At 65.9% G+C, this 24411-nt stretch carries 10 protein-coding genes and 1 pseudogene; 2 read left to right on the top strand and 9 right to left on the bottom strand.

Features of this window, described 5'->3' with window-relative positions; all coding sequences use genetic code 11:
• Window positions 1-3 precede the first annotated feature (3 nt).
• Complete coding sequence (locus tag OHA58_RS03130; protein WP_405476130.1) at window positions 4-927, top strand: alpha/beta hydrolase; 924 nt, start codon at window positions 4-6, stop codon at window positions 925-927.
• 35 nt (window positions 928-962) lie between these two features.
• The gene (locus OHA58_RS03125) at window positions 963-2432 is read left to right on the top strand and encodes a class I adenylate-forming enzyme family protein (protein ID WP_405476128.1); all 1470 of its coding nucleotides are present in this window, start codon (window positions 963-965) and stop codon (window positions 2430-2432) included.
• 67 nt (window positions 2433-2499) lie between these two features.
• On the opposite strand, the gene OHA58_RS03120 is transcribed toward OHA58_RS03125, so the two are convergent.
• From OHA58_RS03120 to OHA58_RS03080, 9 genes and pseudogenes are all read right to left on the bottom strand, one after another.
• Window positions 2500-3564, bottom strand: coding sequence for an integrase core domain-containing protein (locus OHA58_RS03120; protein ID WP_405476126.1), 1065 nt, complete (start codon window positions 3562-3564; stop codon window positions 2500-2502).
• Between the two features lie 754 nt (window positions 3565-4318).
• Window positions 4319-6223 carry a TerD family protein gene (locus tag OHA58_RS03115; RefSeq protein ID WP_405476123.1) on the bottom strand — a complete coding sequence of 635 codons (1905 nt, stop codon included), beginning with the start codon at window positions 6221-6223 and terminating at the stop codon, window positions 4319-4321.
• A 436-nt stretch (window positions 6224-6659) separates the two neighbouring features.
• Window positions 6660-8642, bottom strand: coding sequence for a serine/threonine protein kinase (locus OHA58_RS03110; protein WP_405484730.1), 1983 nt, complete (start codon window positions 8640-8642; stop codon window positions 6660-6662).
• Window positions 8643-8712: 70 nt separating this feature from the next.
• Entirely contained in the window at window positions 8713-9810 is a 1098-nt protein-coding gene (locus OHA58_RS03105; RefSeq protein ID WP_405476120.1) for a helix-turn-helix domain-containing protein, read from the bottom strand.
• Window positions 9811-10230: 420 nt separating this feature from the next.
• Window positions 10231-10353, bottom strand: a pseudogene (locus tag OHA58_RS03100) (IS5/IS1182 family transposase); the annotation flags it as partial.
• A gap of 246 nt (window positions 10354-10599) precedes the next feature.
• On the bottom strand, window positions 10600-12459 hold the full coding sequence (locus OHA58_RS03095; RefSeq protein WP_405476118.1) for a M64 family metallopeptidase: 1860 nt from the start codon (window positions 12457-12459) through the stop codon (window positions 10600-10602).
• On the bottom strand, window positions 12456-16079 hold the full coding sequence (locus OHA58_RS03090; RefSeq protein WP_405476116.1) for a peptidoglycan-binding protein: 3624 nt from the start codon (window positions 16077-16079) through the stop codon (window positions 12456-12458). Before OHA58_RS03090 ends, OHA58_RS03095 begins: the two co-directional genes overlap by 4 nt.
• Before the next feature lie 13 nt (window positions 16080-16092).
• Window positions 16093-20511 (bottom strand): Ig-like domain repeat protein, encoded by a 4419-nt coding sequence (locus tag OHA58_RS03085; protein WP_405476114.1) that lies wholly within the window; start codon window positions 20509-20511, stop codon window positions 16093-16095.
• Window positions 20512-20521: 10 nt separating this feature from the next.
• Complete coding sequence (locus OHA58_RS03080; protein WP_405476111.1) at window positions 20522-23443, bottom strand: hypothetical protein; 2922 nt, start codon at window positions 23441-23443, stop codon at window positions 20522-20524.
• Window positions 23444-24411: the final 968 nt, after the last annotated feature.

Raw genomic sequence — 24411 nt, 5'->3', positions numbered from 1 at the left:
ACGATGACCACTTCTCAGCCTTTCACCCGTCACGACATCACGTTCCCCTCCGGCGACAGCACGTGTGCCGGGTGGCTCTACCTCCCCAAGGGCGTCGCCTCCCCGCCCGTCGTCATTCTGGGGCACGGCCTCGGAGCCACTCGCGAGATGCGCCTGGACGCCTTCGCAGAGCGCTTCGCCCAAGCCGGCATTGCTGCCCTGGCCTTCACCTACCGGCACTTCGGCGACAGCGGCGGCCACCCGCGCCAGCTCCTGTCGATCAAGCGTCAACTCGTCGACTGGGATTCCGCGATCGCCTACGTCAAAGCACGCGATGACGTCGACCGCACCCGCCTCGCGGTGTGGGGCAGCTCCTTCGGCGGTGGCCACGCCATCACCGTGGCCTCACGCCATCCCGAACTGCGCGCGGCCGTGGCCCAGTGTCCGTTCACGGACGGTCTCGCCTCCGCGCTCGCACTCGGCCCGGTGGCCTCACTCAGGATGACACCCGTGCTCGCCCGGGACCTGGCTGCCAGGGTGCGCGGCAGGGCGCCCGCGATGGTTCCCATCGCCGCCTCGCCAGGTTCGCCCGCCCTCATGAATGCTCCGGACGCACTGCCCGGATACGAGGCGCTGCAGCCGGCCGGGACGACGTTCCGGAACGAGGTGGCGGCACGGGTCATTCCGACCATCGCCGCCTACCGGCCCGGACGTGCGGCAAGGAAAGTTGCCATCCCCATCCTCTTCTGCGTCAGCAACACCGACACGGTCACGCCTCCCGCCGAGACCCTCCGGTACGCACAGACTGCACCCCAGGGAGAGATCAAGAGGTACGACGCCGGCCACTTCGACTTCTACACCGGCAACACCTTCGAGACCCTGGCGCGCGACCAGATCGAGTTCCTGACCCGACAGCTCGCTCCGGCACCCACCAATTCGACTCCTTGACCGGCTCGCACCAAACCGAGACAGGTACGCTCACCATGAATTTCGCTTCTCTGCCCGACCGCCGCGCCGAACTCGACCCCCTTGGGCCCGCGGTCTCGGACGGGTGCCAGTCCCTCACCAACGCCCAGTTGCTGAACCGCGTCCGAGCGGCATCGCACCACCTCCAGGACCTCGGGATCGGTCCCGGTGACGTCGTCGCCCTCAAACTGACGAACCGCGTCGAGTTCGTACTGCTGCTGTTCGCGGCCTGGCGGCTCGGCGCCACCATCACACCGGTCAACCCGAGCATGACCGACATCGAGGTCGCTCGACAGCTGGCCGACTCCGGCGCACGCCTGCTGGTGGTCGAGGACGGCGCGGCAGCCGCGGTCGGCCTCGCCACACTTGCCGTCAGTGATCTGCGCGAAGCGGCCCCGGGCTGGGACCAAGCACCGAATCCGGACCCGTCCGCGCTGGCCCTCCTCATCTACACCAGCGGTACGACCGGGGTGCCCAAGGGCGTGATGCTCGACCACGCCAACATCGACGCCATGGTGGAGATGGGACGCCTGGCCCTCGAGTTGGGGTCGAGTGACCGCTGCCTGCTGATCTTGCCGCTCTTCCATGTCAACGGCATCGTCGTCAGCATTCTGACGCCCCTTCTCGCCGGCGCCAGTGTCGTCATAGCCGGCCGCCGGTTCGATCCCCGCACTTTCTTCGACCTCGTCGAACAGGAGCGCCCCACCTTCTTCAGCGCCGTGCCGACGATCTACAGCATGCTCGCAGCGCTCCCGGACGACGTTCGGCCCGACACGTCGTCTCTGCGGTTCGGAGTCTGCGGCGCCGCACCTGCCTCCGTCGAGTTGCTGGCGCGGTTCGAGTCTCGGTACGGGTTTCCCCTCGTCGAGGGGTACGGGCTTTCCGAAGGGACCTGCGGCTCCACGATCAACCCCGTCGCGGGACCTCGACGTCCCGGAACCGTGGGACTTCCCTTTCCGGGACAGGAGATCCGGATCGTCGACGCGACCGGTACCGAGGTGGCGCCCGGCCTGGACGGCGAGGTCATCGTGCGCGGCCCCAATGTCATGCGGGGCTACCTCGGCCGTCCGGAGGAAACAGCCCGGGTCATCGTCGACGGCTGGCTGCACACGGGGGACGTCGGCCACCTCGACGCGGAAGGCTATCTGACCCTGGTCGGACGGTCGAAGGACATGATCATCCGGGGCGGGGAGAACATCTACCCCAAGGAGATCGAGGACGTGCTGGCGGGCGACCCGTCCGTCCTGGAGGCTGCCGTGATCGGCGTGCCGGACGAGAAGTGGGGCGAAGTGGTCGTCGCCTACGTCCAGCCACGACCGGGCGTCACGGTGGATCCGGCAACGCTCAAAGCACTCTGCACGCGCCGTCTCAGCGGCTTCAAGCGCCCCACCTCGTACGTCGTGGTGGAATCCATCGCCAAGAACGCTCTCGGCAAGATCGACAAGGCCTCGCTGCGAGCAACCACCGCTGCCTCTGCTGGGGCGTGACGACCCGGGAGCGGCGTGGACTGGCTGACCTCGGGTGGCGCCTGTGGGTGCCCGAAACTCGCCCGCCCTATGCGACCTGCGTGTATTCGTGGATCACCCCACCGAGTAGATCACGACGGATGACCTTGCCGTCCGGGTCTACTGGATCGGGGAGCGGTCGCAGCGGTGCTGCTTGGTGGAGGGCACGGTGCGGGCGATGGGTATTGAAGTGCTTCTCGTACGCGGCCAGAACGTGTCGCAGGTGTCGTTCGTTGATGATCAGCGTGCGGTCGAGGAGTTCCCGCCGGCATCCGCCGATCCAGCGCTCGATGACTGCATTCGCCCGTGGCGCCCGGACCGGAGTGAGCAGCACTTGGATGGCCTCGGACGTGAAGACGGCGTCGAAGGCATCAGTGAACTTCGCGTCCCTGTCCCGGATCAGGAACTTCACCTGGCCAACGCGGTCGTCCAACGCCATGAGGAGGTCGCGGGCCTGCTGGACCGCCCAGCTGCCGGTCGGGTGGGCGGTGACGCCAAGGAGGTGTACTCGGCGGGTGGAGATCTCGATCGCGACCATGCAGTACAGGCGTTTCAACAGCACGGTATCGACGTGGAAGAGGTCCACAGCGAGGATCCCGGAAGCTTGACTGTGGAGGAACTCTGCCCAGGTCGGGCCCGAGCGGCGTGGGGCCGGGTCGATCCCGGCCTTCTTCAGGATCGCCCATACCGTGGAGGCGCCGACCGGGCGGCCCAGGCTGGTCAGTTCACCGGCGATTCTGCGGTATCCCCAGTGCGGGTTCTCCGCGGCCATGTGCAGAACCAGCTTCCGTAGGCTGGGCCGGGTCGGCGGACGGCCTGGCCTTCGTTGCTTGTAGGTCCAGCGGCGCTTGACCAGGTCGGAGTGCCAGCGCAGCAGCGTGCCCGGGGTGACGAACACGTGCTCTCGCAGGGCCTTGGGCAGCAGTCGAGCCAGTCCCGCGATCACCGCCCGGTCCGCCCACGAGACCTTGGGCCGGGCGGCCTGACGGCGCAGCACTGCGAGTTGGTGTCGCAGCACGAGAATCTCCGCGTTCTTTGAAGCCTCCGATCGCGTCAGCAGCGCTATCCATCCCAGGGCCTTCAGGAAGGTCAGGTACAGCAGTCGCAGAGCCATGCGACAGGATCTCGCCCTGCCTGGCCTCGACCGCAAGGCCCAGGTCAGTAGCGGTGGCCGAGTTTCCGGCACCCACACGCAGGAGCGCGAAGGTGTTGGTCGCGGCGAGGTAGGCCAGGCGCAGAAGCATGGCAGATCATGATGCCGCCCATCTGCCATCGGCGTGAACAGCGCAGCGAGAGCTGCGTGGCCGCGGAGGCCTATGATCGACGATCAAGCCCGTGAGCTGGGCGGATGGCTTTTCGGCACCCGCAACGTTGTGAACCAATGGGCCCGCGGCCAGTTGCCGCCTTTACGAGTGGTGCGGCGTGCCCGCGCGGGAGTGCGGTCGTTCGTCTCCGGCAAGCACTTTCGCGATCAACACGGAGGCACTTATGCGTGCACCTATCCACGCCCTGACGCGCCTTGCTTTGGGTGCGGCAGGAGCGGTCGTCCTGGCTCTACCCGTCGGTGCTGCGGCACCGGCGATGGCCGACGACGGCCCGTCTGGGATTTCCATTGTCATCCCGCCGGCAGCGGAACGTAATCCGGACGAATGCGAGGACTACGAGACGAGCCTGTGCCGCTCGAAAATACGATTGAGGCTGTGACCTGTGCTGATCTCGTTGGGTCAGGCGGCCTGGTGGCGATCTTTTCGACGGGCGCGGTGTTCGGCTGACGCCAAGCTTGCTGGTTCCTTCGCCGTTTTCCTCGCCTGCACCGCGTCGCCTTGCCGGTCTAGGGGACGCACAGACCCTCACCTCCACACCCCCGTTCAGTCGGCTATGTCAACTCCGTATCCGCGTGCGAGGGTGTCGAGACCGTGGTCGTAGCCTTGGCCGACGCTGCGCAGACGCCAGACAGGCCCTCTGCGGTAGATCTCCGCCAGCAGCATGGTGCGTTCGGTTGTGGCGGCGTCCAGGGTCGCCCGGACGACGGGTGTTCCACTGTCACCAGGGGCCGCACCGATCTGGATCGCACCGACTGTCCCGAAGGTGGCGGCACCGTCGATGGCCGCGGCAACGACGACCTTGCGGGTCGAAGGCGGCAGGGACACGAGATCGACGGCAATGGTCTGTTCGGCAGGGCCGCCGGTGAGGAGCCGCACGGTGCCCGCGGGGCTCTCCGGGGCACCGTAGAAGATGAACTCCTCGTCAAAAGTGACCTGTTCATCCTCGTCAAGGAGGAACGCGACGACATCGATTTCGCAGCTGGCCTGCGGGGCCCAGCTGGCCGTAACGTACCAGTCAGGCGATGGTGCGCCCTGCGGCATGAGCAGGTCGATGACACCACCCCTGGGCATCACCTGTGGTTGTTGTGCGCGGACAGCCTCTGTGCTCTGGTTGGTGGCTGTCGGTGCGGTGAGCCAACGCTCGTCGTGCACGGGGAGTTCAAGGGCAGTGATGCGGTTCATGCGGCGGTCCTTCGAGCCGCCGGCGAGAAGGACAACGTCGGTGACGCTGGCCGACAGGTTGACGGCCGCGGAGCCACCCAGCTCGACGACGCGCGTACGGGCCGCTGAGGCAACGGCATGGGTTCCGCCGAGCACCAGTATCCGGTGGCCCATCAGTGGCTTGACCAAGGTGTTGGCCGAGCCGCCGGGTTGACGCGGAGCGGGGACGGATACGCTCGGGGAGGGCGGCGGCAAGACAGGCATGTCTGGGGCAGGTGGTGGGGTGGATTGGGACTCGGCGGCCTGGACTTGTGCCGTCGTCGGTGCCGACACTTGGGCGTTCACGTCGGAAGCGACCGTCGCCTCGTGCGTTGTTCCGGTGCGTACGTCGGCCAGCAGCCGCAGGAAGGCCTGCTCGTCGATGACGGGTACTCCTTCGGCGACTGCACGTCGGGCCTTCGCCGAATCGGACGCTGGCTCATTGGTGACCAGCACGCTCGTGTGCCGACTCACGGAGGTCATCATGTTCAGCCCGGCAGCAACCGCCCGCCCGACCAACTCCGCCCGAGCGTGTGCGGTCTCACCGGTTATCGCGACCTTCATCCCCTGCTGAAGCAGCCCGCCGGGAGCCAGCCGGCCCGGGTTCCGGTACGCGCAGGGAGTCTTGGGCGGCTGCGGTGTGAACTGGGACTCTGCCCGCGGCGGGCAAGCCACAAGAGGCAACGGCAGACCGAGGCGCGCCGCCTCGAGTAGCGACGCCCGTAGGATTCCCGCCAGCACCCGGGTGTCGTCCAGCGCATCATGCGCCTGCACCTGCGGTACGCCGTAATGAGCCGCGAGGGTGCCCAACTTCATGTTGTCCGTTGGCGGATCCACCTGACGATTTAGAGCCAGGGTGCACAACCGCTGCGACACTGGGAGCCACATCCGCGCGCGGGCAAACTCATGGGCCAGGAAGTCGTAATCGAACTGGGCGTTGTGGGCGACCAGGACCCGGTTCTGAAGCATCACCCCAATCCGACCGGCGACTTGGGCGAACGTTGGCGAACCCTGCAGCCGCTCGGTGGTCAGACCGTGCACCTCCACCGGCCCCGGATCGCAGCCTGGATTGAGGAGCGTCGAGAACTCCCCGGTCTGCTCGCCGTCCGGACCGATCGTCACCACCGCGACCGAAAGGACCCGGTCCCGCCGGGCTATGAGCCCTGAGGTTTCCACGTCGACCAAGGCCCAGTCGTGGGCGTAGTCGCCCGTAGCAGGCACGTTGAATGAGGCTGAGGCGAGACTCATGGTGCCAAGGATGATCGGCTATTCACCGCTCCTTCAACCCGTATGCCGCTTTGCCCCCATTTGGGGAGCTGTCGCCGGGCCGTCGAGTTGTGTTGTCGACCGAAAAGCGACCACGCCAAACTTCGGGATGTCTTCGGGAAGAACGTCCGCCAGAGCCTTGTGGAGCCGCCCTCGGAGCGTCCGTTCTTGGCCAAACTGTCCCATGTGGGGTTTTCGAGACAGCGGCACTGCCCACGCTTCTGTGCTCGCCAGCATGGTGCGGACACCGAGGTCGTAGAAGTGGCGTACCCGGTCCAGTTGGCCTTTGAGCGGCCCTGAATCCTTCAGATGGATCACGGCTGCCCGTGCCGTCGTCCTGCCTCACCTGCGCAGCTTCACCAACGGCCTGGAAAAGGAGGTCGGCGGCAGAAGGTAGCTCGCACAGCCATCGGTGGACTCATGGAGTGCAGTTGCCTGCCCCGATGAACTGACGTGTGTCGGTGTACGCGTCGTAGACGGCGACGGCCCAGCGGGTGTAATTCCAACTCTTGTTGCTGTTGAATTCGACCGTGAGCTTGCGGCAGACGGCCGCTTCAACAGCGCCTCTGAGGTTGGACTGGGATGCGCGGTTGGCGAATCGGCTGTTGGGGTCGTCGGTCCAAACGTAAGCGGCGTTTTCGACGGGATCGAAGCCGAGGCTGATGCCGTCGTTGAGAGTGAGGGCGTCCTCGTTCGTTTCGGTGGTGTTGGTGTTCCAGGTGGCAACGATGGTCTTGACCGTGGCGTCGGCGACGCGGATCTCCGTCTTGTTGCTGCTGGGTATCTCAGCCGTGGCCATGCCGGATTCGTCTCCGTGCCACTGGCCGGCTGTTTCTGAGAGGCAGCCGTCTGTCGCCTCTCCGTACCCGAGGGCCGCTGCATCGGGATCATCGTCGGACGTCTTCCAGTGGATGGAAAAGCGGCCGTAGGGCCAGGTGGTCGGGTCGTTCTTAAGACGGTGCGCGAGGGTGGAGCAGGCTGCCATCTCACCGGTCCTGCGGAACACCTCCTGGTAGTTCTCGGGCAACTGCGGAACTGGCCCACCGGTGACCATCACAGTCTGGGCCCGCTGGTTGAACGTGATCGTGGGTTTCATGAAGTCCATGTCCTTGGTGGCCAGCATGGACATCATCCGCTCACGGATCGCCTTCTCCGTGTCCCGTTCCTCGGGGCTGCTGGCGATGGTGCTCGATCTCCACTCGTCGGAATGTGGCTGAGTCTCTTCACCGGCACGGGTGTAGGCAGGGTTGGCCACCCCGGCGAGGGGATCCTTTGGGATCCTGATCGTGCGCGGATCGACTGCGGGAACGGTGGTGGGTTCGGCATGTGTTCCGGAAGCCGTGGTGGCGGAGGCGGTGATCGGGGCGGCTTCTCCGGTGGGGCGTGCCGAAGTGGCGGTGCGTTGGGACGTGAGGTTCACGTCCGCACGGTCGCCACTGCTGTAGAAGGTGAAGATGCCGCCCGAGATAGCAGCGCCGGCGATCGCCGTGACGACGGCCGTGATGACAGTGCGCTTACGCCTCGGGGAAGCGGGGAGGCTCCAAGCAGGGTCCTCCATGCTGGGCAGGTCCCACTCGGCGGTGAGGGAGTTGCTGCTGCCCGTCGGCGCCGGCCCGGCGTCGGCGCCAAGGACCTGCGTCGCCTGGCGGGCCAGGAGCTGCTCGCATTCCCGGGCTGCCGCGTCAGCGCTGATTCTCTCGGCAGGATTTTTCGCGAGTGCCTTCATCAACGGCTCGCGCAGTTCGTCGGGGAGGCCGACGAGATCGGGTTCCTCAGACATGACACGGTAGGCGACGACGTCCGGAGCTCCAGTCCCGAAGGGCAAGCGCCCTGTGGCGGCATAGGCGACAAGCGTTCCCCAGGCAAACATGTCGCCCTCGGGGCCCGCGGTACCGGTGCGGTAGTGCTCGGGGCTGATCCAACCGGGGGTGCCGGTCATGACACCGGTCCGGGTCACGGAGGTGCCGTCAGCGGCATGAGCGATACCGAAGTCCAGGACCCGGGGGCCGGCCTGGGTGAGGATGACATTCTGCGGCTTTACATCCCGATGGATGACGCCAGCGGCGTGGATGGCGGCGAGAGCCTGGGCGGTGCCGGTGGCGAAGGCGTACAGGGTGCCGCCGGTGAGCGCTCCGTGTGCGGTGAGATGTTGGTCGAGGGTGAGCCCGGGGGCGTAGGCGGTGGCCAGCCAGGGGTTTTCGGCATCCGGGTCTGCTGCGAGGAGGGGTATGAGGCACGGCCCTTGTACGCGGGAAGACAGCTGGACCTCTCGGCGAAAGCGGGCCAGGAAATCAGGGTCCTCGGCTTGCGCGGGGTGGATTACCTTCACCGCGACACGGAGACCGGTTGGACCGAGACCGGCGTGAACGGTACCCATGCCGCCCGAGCCGAGACGGCCGATGATCCGATAGGGACCGACCTGATTCGGGTCGCCAGAGCGGTGTCCTTGCCGAAAATGTCATCCGTGCACGTCATGCGGCATGTTCGTACTCGTGGAGGATGCCGCCGAGACGCTTGCGTCGTCGTATGTCGAGGCGGGTGATCTGCCCCGGATCGTTGATCGTTTGGGGGAGTGGGCGCATCGGGCGGGCATTGGCGATGCCCTGATGCGGCCTGTGCCCGTTGTAGAACTGTTCGAACTCCCGTAGGGCATAGGAGAGATGGCGTTGGTTCCAGATCAGCGTGCGGTCCAGCAGTTCGCGCCAGCAGGTCTGCACCCACCTCTCCATGATGGAGTTCATTCTCGGCATCTGAATGCCGCTGAGTACGACCTCGATGCCGGCGTCGTGGAGGATGGCGTCGAACAGGGCGGGGAACTTCCCGTCACGGTCCCGGAGTAGGAACCGAGCCCGGCAGCCGGCGTCTTCGAGGTCCATGACGAGATTCTTCGCCGTCTGTGTCACCCAGGATGCCGTCGGGTGGGCGGTGGCTCCCAGGATCCGGATACGCCGGTTGGCGTGCTCGATCACCGCGAACACGTACATCCGCGTCCCCGACAACGTGACGGTTTCCAAGAAGTCGCAGGCCAGCAGCGCGTCGGCCTGGGAGCGCAGGAAGTTCGGCCACGTGCTGGAGCCGCGCTCGGGTGCAGGGTCGATCCTGGCGTCCTTCAAGATCTCCCACACCGTGGACGCAGCTACCTTCACGCCCAGGACGAGCAGCTCGCCGTGAATCCTGCGATACCCCCAGCAGGGGTTCTCCCTCGCCAAGCGCACCACCAGCGCCCGAACGGAGTGGACCGTCCGTGGGCGCCCCGGGCGTTTCGGCCGGGAGGCGACAGCATGGCGGCGAGCGACCAGATCGCGGTGCCAGCGCAGCACCGTGTCCGGTCGCACCAGCAGCCGCAGACTGCGCAGCACGTCGAAGGGCAGACGGTGCAGCAGTGAAGCCAGGAACGCCCTGTCGCTCGCAGTGAACCGCGCTCTGTTGTTGCCGAGTTGACGTTCCAGCACAGTGATCTGATGGCGCAGGGCGAGGATCTCCGCGTCTTTGTCCCGATCGCTCATCGGCAGCAGGCGCAGTACCGCGAACGCGTTCGTCACACCCAGGTAAGCCAGTCGAAGCAGCACGGTTGATCATCATGCCGCGGCGACCTCCAACTGCGCGAGAGTGCCGACTCGAGCAACCGAGGTCGACATCGGCGAAACCGGGCACACTCGCTCTCACCAGGGCGGATGAGATATTCGGCAAGCGCAAGGTTCAAATCCTGTCGTCCCGACGGGAGCTTGCTCCATCGTCGCAGGTCAGGGCCTTGTTTCACGAGAGTGGAGCGGGGCCCTCGATCTTTTTCCGGGCTTGCCTCTCACAACTTCTCACAGTCGTGATGATCATGGTTGGCCGAGAAGTTCGCCGAGCTTCTGCGAGCCGGCTTTGAGGCTCTGTGGATCGGGGTGTACGTAGACCCGTTTGGTGAAGCTGAGGTCGGAATGGCCGGCCCAGGCGGAGACCACGGTGTCGGGGACCCCGTCGTTGGCCGTCCAGGAGAGTGCGCGGCGGTGTTCGTACAGCAGCCAGGCAACATGCTCGACGAGCTCGTGCGGGACATCGAGCATGGCAGGATACGGAACCGACAGGGCCCCTCTGGTCGCCGGTGTGCTGAGTGGAATCACCACGCCAACGACGAGGGGCCCTGTCTCGTCACCAGACCCGCTGACCAGCTCATTTCACCCGCCAGCACAGGATGAAAGAGGCTCACTGTCAGATATCTGATCAGGGACCGCGACAGCACGTACACCCGGGCGTTCGATGCCGTCTTCGAGGCCGAGGGCATCGAGGTCGTCACCACCCTGGCACCCGGCGCTGTAGTGCGCCCGGCCCCTGCCGAAAACCTCATCCACAAGCCTGTTGTACGGACCGCATCACCGAACGCTCAGGGGCGTGGCGTGGATGTTCTGCTGAATCGCGTTGTAGAGGAACACTGCGTCAAAGGTGACGGATCCGGTAGGAGGAGGAAACGACATCTTGCCGACAGCCGGAGCCCCCACGCCGAATCGGGTCGGTGCGCCACTACCGGAAGGCGGGATCCCACAGACGAAGTCCGCACCGCTGCCGCTCGCCCGGAGGTGATGGAGCGAAGTCCGTCCGTTGAAGGCGCAGTGCCGGATGATGTACGACCGGCCACCGAGCTCGAGGAGGGACAAGTGCGTGAGGTTGGTGACCCAGAAGTTGAGTTTCGAGGCGAACGTCATAGTGAACCCCGGTGGCGTGATGCGCCGGATCATCACCTCTCCGGTCGCGATGCGGTAGGTGAGCACGAAGGGCTCGCCATCGATCGGTACGGAGACCACGGATGTGTGTCCTCGTCCCCACTGCATGGTCGTGACGGGCGTCGGATCACTGCTGTCGCTATCTATGCGGAACAGTGACGCATCCCCGGTGAACCTGTTGTAGCCGATAAAGTGTGCGGCCCCGTCGATCGTGAGCGTCACGACATGGGTGTGAAAGACGTTTCCGGAAGGCGAAGCGAATGTCGGGATGAGTGTGTTGGCGAACTCGTTCGTCTTGAACATTCCCAAGCGACCCGAGTCGAATTGGTGCACCAAATGATGCAATGTCCCGTTCAGGGTGAACGGGACGAGCCAGGTCCAGCCCTGACCGATCGAACCCGTACCGAGATCTGGATTTGTCCGAGATAGAGGCGGTGTTCCGTCCGGTCGACGCTCAGACCCGAAGTAGCCATGTGTGTGGGAGATCGCGTACGCACCGGTATCAGAGTTGTAAGACAGCATGCGACTGTTGTCCTCCAAAAAACTCTGCACGTGTGTCCAAGCGCCGGCCGCCATCGCGCTTTCGTCCGACGGAGTGACCATATAGTGCCCAATATTAATTCGGCCAACTGCCTCGCACACCCGGCAGAAGTGTTTCCGGTCCTCTCGCATTTTGCAATTCAGTGCGGGCCGGTAGAGGCCACAGTCGAAGTGGGCGGCTCCCTCGTAGGCTCCGATTTCCTCTTCCCCTATCGGCTGAATCGAGGGCTTGACCGGGTGATTGCGGACGCAGGGAGATGTCTGCACCGTCGTGGGAACGAACGACGGATGCAGAGTGACGAGGCTTGCCCATTTGAGCTTGGCAAGGTCACCCGCCTTGGCGACGTTGGGGGCGGTGCTGTCCGAAGTGTCAGCAGGGAATGTCCGTATAGGATCGTTGTCGCTTTCCCCGGAATAGGGGTATTCATCGTCCAGGTTGAATGCATGATGCCCGATCTCATGGACGGCCGTATCCGTCCATGTGGTCGCGGGATTTTTGCTGGTCCAAGCGACGCTACCCCCCGATGCGCCATAAATCTTGGTGTTGTTGACGATGACCAGGAAGTAATTTACGGCAGCCAGACCGGGTTGTCGCCGCACGAATTCCTGCACCTTGCGGTTGTCGCCGTACAAGAGGCGTCTGATTTGCACGCCCTCGGGGGTCTTTTTGCGCCCGAACATCGCGCCGAACGCTGTATGGAATGGCGACTCCTCGGGTGGTGGATTGCGCAGTTCGATCTCATTGCCCGAATTCTGCGATTTCTCGGAAACTTTGATCACATTAATCAAAGGGAGAATGTCGGGGTGGTTGAACGGCGGGGTGGCGAGTAGCTTTGCGACAAAGAGGGACACATCTTTGGCGAACAGTCCTCTGTTCAGATCACGTTCTGTATACCCTTCCGAAACAACGGCCAGAGTCCAGCCCGTGGCGACTCTCGAGGGATCGCCGACGAGGAAGTCGACAACGTTCACAGCGGACCTCCGGAAAGCTGGCTGAGAGTGAAGGATGCGACGGGGGCGGCTGGCTCGCCTTGCCGTTCGGGATCCAACGGACTGCTGAACAGGACCAACCTCTGCGCACGCGCGAGGATCGGTACGAGGAGTTCGAACGTGCCTTTCGGAGAGTCGACCGGAAAGCTGCCCGGGCTCCCGTCCTGCTTGTCGGAAGGGACCTCCGCCGCGAGGGTGATCGGCATGTGCCGGCCACGCCGGTACAGTGCCTGCTCCTGTGCGTCCTGGACCTCGTACCAGAAGCCGGCCAGCCCCGTGGTGGGGGTCTCGAGGTCGTCGCAGAGCGGGGCGGTCATGGCGATGTCCTCCCGGGATACGAGCCGTACGGCCGGCCCGTTGGCTGCCCAGTCCTCGCTGTCGTAGGAGAAGGTCAGGCGCATCGTTTCGGAGGGGACATCCTGGGCCGGCAGCGCGGACAGAGCCGCCCAGGTCTCCGCCGTCGTCTTGCCCGTGGGAGCGATGCCGTGCCTCGTCTGGAAGGCGCGGAGCCCAGAGTCGGTGGCAGGACCGAACCGAGCGTCGACGTCGAGCTGGGGCACAGCGCCGGCCAGGTTGAGCAGGCGCTGGAGGGTTGCCACTGGCGGACCGGCCATCGGTGGAGTGCGGGGTCCGGGCTCCAGTACCGGGAAGGGGCGGGCGAACGCCAGGGTGAACCAGGTGTCGCTGTCGATCACGGCTGTAGCGGGGAGGTGCTGGCTCGTCTGGAAGTCTCGGACAGCCGTTTCAGTGAGCGGGCCGAAGTTGCCGTCAATGGTCAACCGAGGTCCGGCATCGGATGTGTTCAGCAGTGCCTGGGCCAGCTTGACGAATCCGTCTACCGCGTGCGGATCGTCCATCAGCTTCAACGGAGGCAGCTTGTCCCACGCATCCGTGTCCGAAAGGGCTGGGTCGGGGACAGGCTCTTCCCCCGGCCCCGCCTGGTTGCGCGTAACAGCGGCAGCCTGTTGCTCAAATTTTTGCAAGACCGGGGGCTCGAAGCGGCTTGGATCGACGTCAGCCAGGCCTTGGTAGACCTGCACTGCTTCCAGAGCGGGTTGCACGGCTTCGTCGCCGCGGCCGGCCTGGATCAAGCGGAGCGCCCACGTGAATGCCGCCAACGCCAACGACAACACGTAGTGGGCCAGGTCGTTGTCCTCTGGCTCCAAGCCGTGTAGGACAGCCACCCCTGCCTGTGCTGCAGTGACCGCGTTGGCGGCCAACCCGATCCCGGACACATCGCCGGACAAGGTAATCAGGCCATCGGCCACGTTTAGGGCCGAGGTGGCGGGAGAAACCTTGGCGGCCTCTTCGTAGATCGCTACCGCTTCCTCGGCGAAGGGCGCCACTTCATCGTCCCGTTTGGCGTTCAGCAGTCGTCTCACCATGTTGTGCAACGCGGACGCCAGCAAGTTCAGATACTCGGCTCTTCGCCCGGGCGGTGGATCGAAGGCATGCAGGACATCCACCGCTGACTGCGCCGGGGCCACCGCGGCGGCCAATTGCCCATCGCCGGCCAGCCGTTCGGACAGTGCCAGAAGATTCCGAGCTGTTGACAGGGCGTCACCCTTCTCCCCGGCGGGTTCGACGCGATGGCGCACGGAGACGGAGCTGGGCTCGAAGCTCTCGTTGCCCAGGTAGTTGACGGCGATTTCGTGCTCGCCGGCGGGCAGGGCCACGGTCCGCAGCGTCGCCCGGCCGCCGGGGTCGAGCGGCACGCTGCCCAGCAGCTCACCTTCCTGGGTGAACGTCACATTTCCCTGCGGCGTGCCCTGTCCCGGCGATTCGGCCCGTACGGAGAAGCGGAACGTCACTTCCTGCCCGGGCTGCGAGGAGGTGGGCGCCGAGGAGGCCGCCACCGCGTAGAAGCCGTGCGTGGCGGGATCGGTCCTGAAGGAGGGCGTCCCGTCCTTCTCCACGTTGAACGGCGTCCTGAGAGTGCCGTTCGCGGTCCGAGGGATGTAGTTCTCGGCGGGTATCACCAGAGCGAAGAGCTCGCGCGCCGTCTGCGCGGGGGCGCCGATGGTAACGATGTCCACCAGGTCGCTGTCCGCCTGGGTGGCGTCAACGACCAGCGGGCAGCCGCGCACGACCAGGGTGCGGGTGCCCCGACCGGCCAGGAAGCCGTCGCAGTCCTCCGGGAAGTCGACGCCGCCGTCCAGGCCGACGCCGTACTGCCAGTGCGCCACGGCTGTCCCGGCCTGGAAGGAGTAGTTCGGGGAGGGGATGAGGGTGAGCGGGTTGGTTCGGGTGCGGGGCAGCAGGATGTTCATGGGGATGGCCCGCAGGTCGCCGGACAGTGCAGTGCCGTCAATGGTGATCTCGTAGCCGTGGATGGTGAGGGTGCTGTCGCGGGCGGTGGCGAAGCCGTTCTGTTCGGGGTCGAGGACGGAATGACCTTGCAGGAGGCCGACCTTGCCGTCCAGGCCCACTTCGTACTGCCAGCTCGCCACCGCCGTCCCGAGCTGGAAGAAGTACCACTGTGCGGGCATCATCCTGAGCCGGTGCACCTCAGCGTGGGAAAGTACGACATTTTGTTGCGCGGCCAGCAGGTCGCCGGACAGTGCAGTGCCGTCGATGGTGATCTCGTAGCCGTGGATGGTGAGGGTGCTGTCGCGGGCGGTGGCGAAGCCGTTCTGTTCGGGGTCGAGGACGGAATGACCTTGCAGGAGGCCGACCTTGCCGTCCAGGCCCACTTCGTACTGCCAGCTCGCCACCGCCGTCCCGAGCTGGAAGAAGTACCACTGTGCGGGCATCATCCTGAGCCGGTGCACCTCAGCGTGGGAAAGTACGACATTTTGTTGCGCGGCCAGCAGGTCGCCGGACAGTGCAGTGCCGTCGATGGTGATCTCGTAGCCGTGGATGGTCAGCCTGCCGCCGTTAGCGGTTGCGAAACTCTCCAAACCCGGGTCGAGCAGGATCTCGCCGGCTGGTCCAACTCCGAAGGTCCACCGGGCCACCGCCGATCCCGCTTGGAAGGCGAAGTTCGTGCCCGGGATCACGGTGAGCTGGTGTTCCTCACCCCGGGACAGCTCGGCGCCGGAAGGGGCGAACAGCAGATCGTGCGCCAGCCCGGTGCCGTCGATGGTGATGTCGAAGCCGCGCACGGTCAGGGTGTGGCCTGTGGCTGTCACAAAGCCGGCGGCGACGGGATCGAGGCCGATGCCACCGTCCGGCGTGAGGTCGAATGTGAAGTGCCCGACCATCGATTGCCCGTCGACGCGGTACTGCGGTGAGGGCAGCAGGGACAGCTGGTGCGGCCGGTCGGGGGCCAACACCATGCCGGTGGGTTGCAGTTTGAGCGGGTGGTCGAGCGCGGTGGCGTCCAGTGTCACGGGCAGGCCGCGTACGGTCAGCCGCCGCTCGCCGCGCCCGCTCAGGAAGGCGTCGAGGCTCGGGTCGAAGTCAACGGTGCCGTCCGCCTTCACCGCGAACACGAAATCCGAGAGGGGTTGCGTCCCCTGTTCGAGGTGGTAGCTGTCCCCGACTGGCAATGAGACGGTCGGGGGCGGCGACACGGAGCCGTCCAGTACCCCGGTCCCGGCCTCAGGGACGGCGAAGCCGGGGAAGGTCAGCTGCGAGGTGTCGATCTCGATGTCGGGCATGGCTGCTCCCCGGTCAGAAGGGGGTCGTCCCGTGGATCTCGAGTCGGGGGGTGACGTCGACCGTCGTGCCGGCCCGCCCGACCTGGTGCTCGACCTGCCCCCGGCTCGGTCCGGCCGTGTTGTCGCCGCGGTACGAGCCGGTGATGCGGTGCGAGCCGACCGGCAGGTCAGAGAGTGACAGTGCGGCCACGCCGTCGACCACCGGTGCCTCTCCCAGTCGACGGGTGCCCTCGGTGAAGGTGACTCGGCCGGTGGGCTGCGCGGTGCCGGGTCCGGTGACGGTGGCGGTGACCGTCACACTCTGACCGAACACGGACGGGCTCGGTTTGGTGGTGAGCACGGTGTCCGAGCCCAACTTGGCAGTGCCGAACGAATCGAGCTCAACCGTATCGGCGTACAGCAGCCGAGGTGGCTGCTCGGGGTCGTCAGCCAGAAGTGTGTCCCACTCTTCGACCACGATGCGGAGCCCGGTAATGGGACGGTCCTCGGGTAGGTTGACATCACCGCGCCAAAGGACCGCGGCCGACACTTCCGCGGGGGACTCCTCGGGTTGTACCGTCACGTCCGTGGCCGGCACCCAGCCAAGTTCTCCCTCAAGTCCTGGCTCGCGCTCTTGGACGGACACTTCGATCTTGCTGGGGCCCATACTCTCCAGAGTCCGCTCGTAGCTGTCGCCGGACACCGCTACCTGAAGGTGCGCCGGGCGGTAGGGGTCATAGGTCACCAGCATCGTGCGGTTCTCGTGGAGTTGGGCGAAGTCGCAGTTCACCACGCGCGACAGCGTGACGTCGCGTAGCTTCTCCGGTTGGGCGGGGTCGAACTCGACGACCGAGTGCGGCTGGTAGCGGGCGAGGGCCAGGCGTATGAAGGGCTCGAATGCGGAGGGCCCGAAGACGCCGCTGGCGCGTTCGGTTTCGATGTCGCAATACCAAAGTCTTCGGTCGGCATCGAAGGCGACCTCGTGGCCGAACACGGCCACACGATTGTCGGGGGTGGGCTCCAGCTCGTCGAGGGTGAACCCGTGGCCTCGCGGGCCGGAGTCTCTCTTCCCGTGAGGGAAGCTCCAGGGGAGAGAACCGGCAGACCGGAGGGGGTCGGCCGCGGTCCGTGTGACGTATCGCGCCAGCTCTCCTTGAGGCTCCACGAACCGATCATTGGGTACGACGACCCCAAGTTCCTCGCCCTCGCCCGAGGAGAACCACGGCCCGTCAAGATAGACCCGAAGCCAGTTCCCATGGCGGTGGCTGGCCAGCAGATTGGTATGGGTCTGGCGGCGCCATTCGAAGAGGGGCACGACATAGAGCACCTGGGGTGCAGCGGGGCGAGCCGAGCTCGGGACATGGACGATGGCCTCGTCGCTCTCGCGGCTCACCGGTGGCAGGAACTGCACACGCACGGTTTCCCCGTCTTGGACGGCGCCGGTGGCGGAGCGGGAGATCGTACCGGTCTGGTGGTTCACCTCGTAGTCTCCGGTGTCTCCCTCGGCGAGGGTGAACGTCCGGGAGCCGTCGGTGCTTGTGACGGACTCGGAGTGCGGAGCGATGCCGGCAGGATCGAGGACTGCCGGTGCGGTTCCGCGGAGCGTCACCTCGACGTTGCGGAGGAAGTACTCCGAGAAACGGCTGGCCGCGACGGCGCGGTAGCGCACCACCCGGTGCTTGGTGTCCCCGAACTCGTGCCGGGGATGGATCGAGCGATTCATCAGGATGGTGGAGGTCGTGGGGTCGTACTCGGCGATGTCCTGACCGCCGAACGTGATGGTTCCCGGCTGCTTGTCGTGGTGCAGGTGCAACTCGGCGGCGGAATCCTCGACCGGCCGCAGAACAGTCGGCTCGGGCCCTGAACCCGGTATCTCGTCCCAGCGCGCCACCAGGTCGATCTTGCCCGTGCTCGAAGGGTGAACCCGGATGGTGCCCTGAAGACGCGCGTTTGTGGATCCGAAGTCGCGGTCGGCCAGCAGACCGTCAATGACCGGCGCACCCAGCGGCTGTTGCACCGCGTGCGCGAGTACCAACGTCCGGGCGGGTGTGAGGGCCCAGTGCCCCCCTTCCAAAGTTCGCTGGGTCAGAGGGAGGACGGCGTCGCCCAGACGTTCCAGAGCTGCGGGATCCTTGGCGCTGGCGTACCGGGCTTCGATCTCCCGGCGTATCCAGTCCCAGACTCCCAGGAGTTCGAGATCGGCTCGGTGGAAGTAGCAGCTGAGGTCCACCTCCGCCACCTCACCTTTGGGCAGAGCGATGGTGAGGACTCGCTTCCTCGCGTCCCAGGTGGGTCGGTCGGACCCTTCCTGCAGTACGAGGCGGAACGGTTGCATGGCGGGCCACTCCGAGGCGGGTCCGAAGCCGACTTGTGTGACTGAGCTGGGCTGAAGCAGCTCCATCGGCCGGTAGATGAGCTGACCCTCGTCGGTCACCGTCCCGATCGTCCCTTCCGGCACGCCGGGCAGTCCACGCAGGGCAGCCCCGCGAGCCAGGACGTCCGGGAGGTAGGGCACCATCAGCTGCTCGTCCGGCTCGGCGGGCACTTCGCCGTCTTGGTTGAGCTGGGCGGCGTCGCGTTCCCGGATCATCCGGTACGTCGCCGCGTCGCCCCGGACGTGCCCGGTCTCGTCGTCGAACCCTCCGTGGGCCTCGGCCAGCGCTGGGGTGGTCCGCGGTGGGGCGACGTGGCGATCGGCCGTGTCGACGCTTGGAACATCGTCTTGGCCTTTGTCTGCGTTGGCGGTGCGGATGACGACACGGTCGAGCGACTCGCCTGGAGCTGCATCTCGATCGAGGGGCTTCCGCAGCACGACGACGGGTGAGGGCACGGGCTCGTAGCGCAGGTACACATGCCCAGGCGCGGCCGGCGGCAGAGCGGGGGCATCGGCTGCCTCCCCCAGAGTCCGACTGTTGCCGGCCAGGTCGACCACGCGGGCTCGCAGCCGGTATCCCACCCCGAACCGGAGCGTGGGGAGCGACCCGCGAGCCGGATCGAACGTGGTCCGCAGGCCGAACGACGTGACACCAGCGTTGTCCGGCTGCTGTGGTGCCGCGTTGGGGTCGCCGTTCGACGAGATGGCAAGACCGGGCCTGGGCGCCACCAGACTCCAGCCGTTCCAGCGGAACATGGACTCGTGCAGGTAGAGCTCGGGTGCCGGAGATGGTTGGCCGGGCTCGGTGGGTACTCCCGCAGCTGCCAGCTGCACGAAACCCTCGTCGGCAATTGTGCGTTTCGTGCTGGTGCGCTCGAAGCGATATGTGCCGACCCGCTCGCACAGCGAGTGCCAGGTCTGCGTGTCAGAGTCCCAGATGTCCACCCGATAGCCGCGTACGAGCTGCTCGGCGTCGAAGACGGCGGTCTCCGGGCTGGGCCCCTCGATCACGGCATTCTGGGTGCTCATCCGTGCGAGGTGTCTGCTGAGTGCCTGCGCCCGGGCATCACGGATCAGCGAGAGTCCGGCAGAATGCAGGGCGGGGAGAGCCGCCGTTTGCGGGCGGTCGACGGCTCGGCGCGACGTGATGTCGCGCAGATTCATGGCGAGGTTGGCGACTTTGTGAACGGCACCGTCGATGTCGGTGTCGACCAGGTCGAAGACGCCTTCATCAAGGCTCAGGAGGCCCTGCTGGATGTCCGTTTCGGAAGAGACGGCAGCGAAGGTGGTCCCGTCCCAGAGAGCTCTGGTGGCGGGAGAGATGTCGGGGATCGGGCTGCCGGGATCGACGGGCAACCAGTGGGGCAGCACCTGCAGCGAGCGGGGGTCGGCAGCAGCGGGCACAGCGTCGGCCAGGACCTCGAGGTCGAAAACCAGCCCCAACGGACGCAACAACGCGGGGTAGTCGTTGAGACATGCCACGGCCTGGTGGAAGTCGAGCAGCCGGTCAAGCTGCTCCGCAGTCCGCGGCAGCGGGGCATTGGGCCGCGCCGGACGGTCGTGGAATCGCAGGAAGGCGGCAACAGCGTCGGTCTCCGGTCCAGAGGCCCCGGGTTGGAAGTCCTGCAGGGTGAAGAACAGGCCGCTGACCGGTTCGGTCTGAAAAATGACTGGAGGTTCGAGCACCGCGTCGGTGGCGACGCTCCCGTAGAGCCGCTGGATCTGGTCCCGTAGGTGCCGGACAGGGTACGAGTGCAGCTGATGCTGTGAGTAGTCGCGGAACGCATAGGAGCGCACCGGCGTCTGGTCGGTGAAGAGCGCGTCCCACAGCGCAGGTTCGAGTGCGTTTCGGGGCTGGAGTCCGTCAGCCACCGTCGCACCGCCGAACCCCACAGCGAACCGCGTCGCTGTCATGGTGGATGTCCAGTGGTGAAGATCGGGGAACGCGGAGAGAACGCCGTCGCCTCCGTCGGATGTCGTCAGTCGTGGGGAAACCATCACCGAGAGGCGGAGCCGGCGGTCGCCGCCCGAGCCCACGAGGCCGTTCGGCAGTGCGGTCCAGATCATCTGCTCGGGCATGTCTCACCTCTCAAGCGAAGGCGTCGGCGTACTTCGACCAGTCCTTTTCGGTCATGACGTCACCCAAGGTGGGGTCGCCGCCCCCCTTGTCGAAGGAACGCTTGACGGTGAGCTCGACCGACTCGCTGAACAAAGTGAGATCGATCTTGACCACGAGCGTTGCAACGCCCTCGAGCCGCTCAGGCCCTGTCTCGTAGGTGAGGCCCATGAAGAGTTCGACCGACACGCTGACAAGACCGAGGACCTCGACCACGCCGTTCAGTCGGACGTAGCCGGTGAGTGTGGTCTTTTCCTTCACCGGTACGGCGCCGGCGTCGAGCGTTTCGTGGCGGAAGTAGACGCCCGCCATGATCGATACCGAGCCGCTTGCCACACCGAAGTCCATCGACACGCTCGCCCCGAACTCGAGAGCCGCCTCGATCATCTCGATGCCGTCGAGTCCCAGGGCCATGGTGAAGAAGCCGCCCCCGCCGAGGCCCTGGACGGTGAGGAGGAACTCATCATGGCGCTCGGCGAAGTTGAAGCGCAGGCTCACCCGGCCGTCGGTAAACGGAATGTGCAGACTGGCTCCCAGCTTCACGTTCTGAAGCGCGAACACCCCCACCGCCACCGGTGGCAGGGCCAGCGAGTACCCAACCTTCATGCCGGAGGGACTGACGTCCAGCGCCAGTGGGCCACTGAATCCGTCGGCGGGAATGAAACTGCGCAGGGTGTTGAGGAACGACAGCGGCGGTTGGAAGACCACGCCCTCCGCTGCCAACTCGGCACTGATGTCGGGCTTGCCGCTGCCTTCCGACCGGAAGGACAGGGCATCGAAGTGGACGTCGAGCACGTGGGGGAACGAGAAGGTGAAGTTCCTCAGGCTCGTTGTGATCGACGAGCGGGTTGGGCTGCCGTCCAGCGGCCGTTCCATCCGGGCGTGAAGCGAGAAGGAGACGCCCGGATCGCGCGACCGAAGGGGCCGGATCGCCTCCGCATCATTCGTCACCTCCGGCTCCCAGTCCAAAGTGGTGACCACCGACGTGGCCGTCGTGCGGCTGAACATCTTTGGGAACTGCTCGGAGCCGAAGTCCGCGGACACGAGAACGCTCAGGGGGACGGCGCCCAACAACTTGGCGCTGTCGGCGAAGAAGGCCTTGGGGTCGAACACTCCCGCGGTGAGCTGGGCGAGGTCGCCACCCACCGGCCCGAGGGTCCGGGAAAGGCCCTGCACCGCCAGGTTCGGCTTGGCCAGCGCGCCGCCCCGCTCGGCAGGCAGGTCCACGTCGAGCGCCGACGCGGTAACTTCAGCGAACAGTTGGGCGCGGTTGCCAGGAGCGTCGACCCCTGCGTTGAGAAACACCTGCGACAGGGCGATCAGTACAGGCTCGGAGCCGCCGACGATCTGCTCCACTGCTGGAAGGCGGACTTGCGCCCCGTCGAGGGAAGGCTGGAACGGAAACCTGCCATCGGTGGCGCGCGGATCGCTGTCGATGTGCACGTCGAAGGTCAGCGCTTCGGTGATCAGCGTGGTCTCGCCCGGCGTGGCAGGATCGGTCGGCGGGGCGAACGCCACTCGCGCACCCGCGACCGGGATGCGGCGCCGCTGGCCCGAAGGACCGTCGTCGGGTCCCTGGTACGCCCTCCTGATCATGCTCAGGAAAATTTCCCGGATCTCAGGAGGGTGCTCGATGACGCTCCTGGGAACGAAGATCAGTGCTGCATGGAGGTCGGTGCCCTCGCCGACGACGTCTGTCCCGACGAGGTGGAACGGGACCGGGGCCGACTGCGACGGAGGCTCCTTCATGATCCAGAAGGCGCCGCGGCTGTCGAGGATCTCCTCCGGTGCTGTAGGGGTGGACAGGGTCGTGATGCGCAGGCTCCTCGAGAACGGCATCTCCCGTCCCTCATGTGGGAACCCCGCGGCCTCGTAGGTCTTCACGGGCTCGCGCACGACGACGAAGTGGCGCTTCCGCAACACCGCGACCCGTTTCCCAAAGCTCTCCTCAATCACCCGTTCGGTGACCGTGATGTGCGCGGCGCGGTGACCGAAGGGGAACAGGAACCCCTCATGGACGGTCCGCACGAACTGGTCCCGGCCCTGGGTGGCCACGTGATGCCACTGGCTCAGGTCGAAGGAGGGTGGCCCGTCCCACTCGCCACACGCCCGGAGCCAGCCTCCCCGGGAGGAAAGCATCAGCCGGTCGATCTCTACGGGGTCGGGGCGGTACGCCGTGCCGTCCTTCTTGCGGAGCGTGAAATCGGCCGAGAGGTGGACGATGTCGCTGCGATCCTTAGGATCGAGCGACGTGGTGATGCCGGGCGGGGAGGCCAGGTCTGGGGAGAAGACCGCTCGGACATGACGGCTCACCATCTCGTCCTCGCCGACGAAACTCGTGCCGTCCGCCCTGGTTTGCCGAACCCCGAGGCGTGTGTGCCACAGCTCCGTCCTGCCCTCGTGGGTGACCGGCTCTCCGGAATGTGCCCAGTCGCTGCCGGGATGCGGCGAGAGGACGAGGCGGTATGGAAGCTCGATGCTCGTCTCGGTGACCGTTGGGTCCCGGAGCTGCGGCGCCTGCGCGGGGTCTTCGAAGGCAGAACCCTTCGGTGATTGGGCGACAGGCACGAGGCTGGGGTCCAGGGACGACCAGTCGAGCAAGGCATCCAGCGTGAATGGGATCCGGTCCGTGCCCCGAGGAAGTTGGAAAGCGAGGCGGCTGGGACCGGCGACGCGCCCAAGCTGAGGGACAGTGGGAAAGTCATCTCCTGTGACCACGGACTCGCCAGCGTGCTGGGGCGGGAAGTGCACCACGATGAACGAGTCCTCCCCCGCTTGTTCCCGCACAAGCTGGCCGGCGGAAGGCCCCTCAGCCATCAGGATGAGGTTGAAGAACTCAAACCGGAGGGCCAGCAAGTCCAGAGGCCGCACCACGCTTCTGGAAAAGGACGCCATGTGCCTCAACCCCACAGGAATGTGAACGAAGGCAGGGTCAAGAGGCGCTCAAGGGCGGCCGATGGAGCCTGCCAACAAGGACACTGTTTCGGATGGCCTGGGATCCAGGTAGTCGCCTCCGCCCCCTCCCAGCATGCTCCCTCACCCGTTAGGCCGCATCTTTGAGTTGTCCCGGGTTTCGTGGAGTCCGATCTTGATTGATTCAGCCCGGATCCACCTGCGGTGAGCGTGGGGTTATGTGACGCCCGTCGGGCTGCTGGAGTGGCTGCGCGTGCTGTACTTCTCCATCCGCCTGGTGTGGGCGGACGGCAGCCATGCCGGGCGGCTGGTCCACTGGGCGGCCGAGAAGCTCCACCCTGCGGTGGAGATCGTCAGACTTGCCGATGGCACCACGGGGTTCGTGGTGCTACCGCGCAGATCGAGTGCGCCTGAGGTACCGGGCAATCGCGGTGGACGGTATGTGCCGCTGCGGCGCACGACGTCCCGACCGGCAGACAGGTGTTCGTGCTCTCCGTCGTCTGCCATGGCGACGGCCTCACCCTCCCCTAACGTGAGCGAGGATGGTGCTGAGGCTCATTGCCTCTCACGCGCTTCTCACGGACTGTGTGTCATGAGGCGGCATCAGGCGTCATGCGGGGCGGACATGCGAAGCCCTGACCTGCTGGATTCGGATCGGGGAACACCTGTCGGACCCCCGTTCGAACACTGGGGGTCAAGGGGTCGCAGGTTCAAATCCTGTCGTCCCGACGGTTCGAACGTATCGAACGTCGCAGGTGAAGGGCCGTTTTCATAACGGCCCTTTTTCTGTTTCCGGGCTCGCTCCCTGGGAGCGATGGGAGGGAGCGCGCTTCCTCGCAGTCCCCTTAACGGATTGCTCCCACTCGGGCCGATGGCCATATATTCGATTTCTTGCCCGCGCGTTCACATCCGTGTCCGTTTTGTGACTGCTGGCTCCCCTTCGTTCGGGG

The sequence above is a fragment of the Streptomyces sp. NBC_00009 genome (assembly GCF_045040855.1).
Lineage (GTDB): Bacteria > Actinomycetota > Actinomycetes > Streptomycetales > Streptomycetaceae > Streptomyces > Streptomyces aureus.
Note: the sequence above shows the minus strand (reverse complement) of the source record. Positions and strands in the feature narration are given on the sequence as shown.

Bases quoted from the DNA above. Each gene is read 5' to 3' on its own strand.
- OHA58_RS03130 (WP_405476130.1), top strand. From the start codon at position 4: ATGACCACTTCTCAGCCTTTCACCCGTCACGACATCACGTTCCCCTCC.
- OHA58_RS03125 (WP_405476128.1), top strand. From the start codon at position 963: ATGAATTTCGCTTCTCTGCCCGACCGCCGCGCCGAACTCGACCCCCTT.
- OHA58_RS03120 (WP_405476126.1), bottom strand. From the start codon at position 3,564: ATGGCTCTGCGACTGCTGTACCTGACCTTCCTGAAGGCCCTGGGATGG.
- OHA58_RS03115 (WP_405476123.1), bottom strand. From the start codon at position 6,223: ATGAGTCTCGCCTCAGCCTCATTCAACGTGCCTGCTACGGGCGACTAC.
- OHA58_RS03090 (WP_405476116.1), bottom strand. From the start codon at position 16,079: ATGCCCGACATCGAGATCGACACCTCGCAGCTGACCTTCCCCGGCTTC.
- OHA58_RS03085 (WP_405476114.1), bottom strand. From the start codon at position 20,511: ATGCCCGAGCAGATGATCTGGACCGCACTGCCGAACGGCCTCGTGGGC.
- OHA58_RS03080 (WP_405476111.1), bottom strand. From the start codon at position 23,443: ATGGCGTCCTTTTCCAGAAGCGTGGTGCGGCCTCTGGACTTGCTGGCC.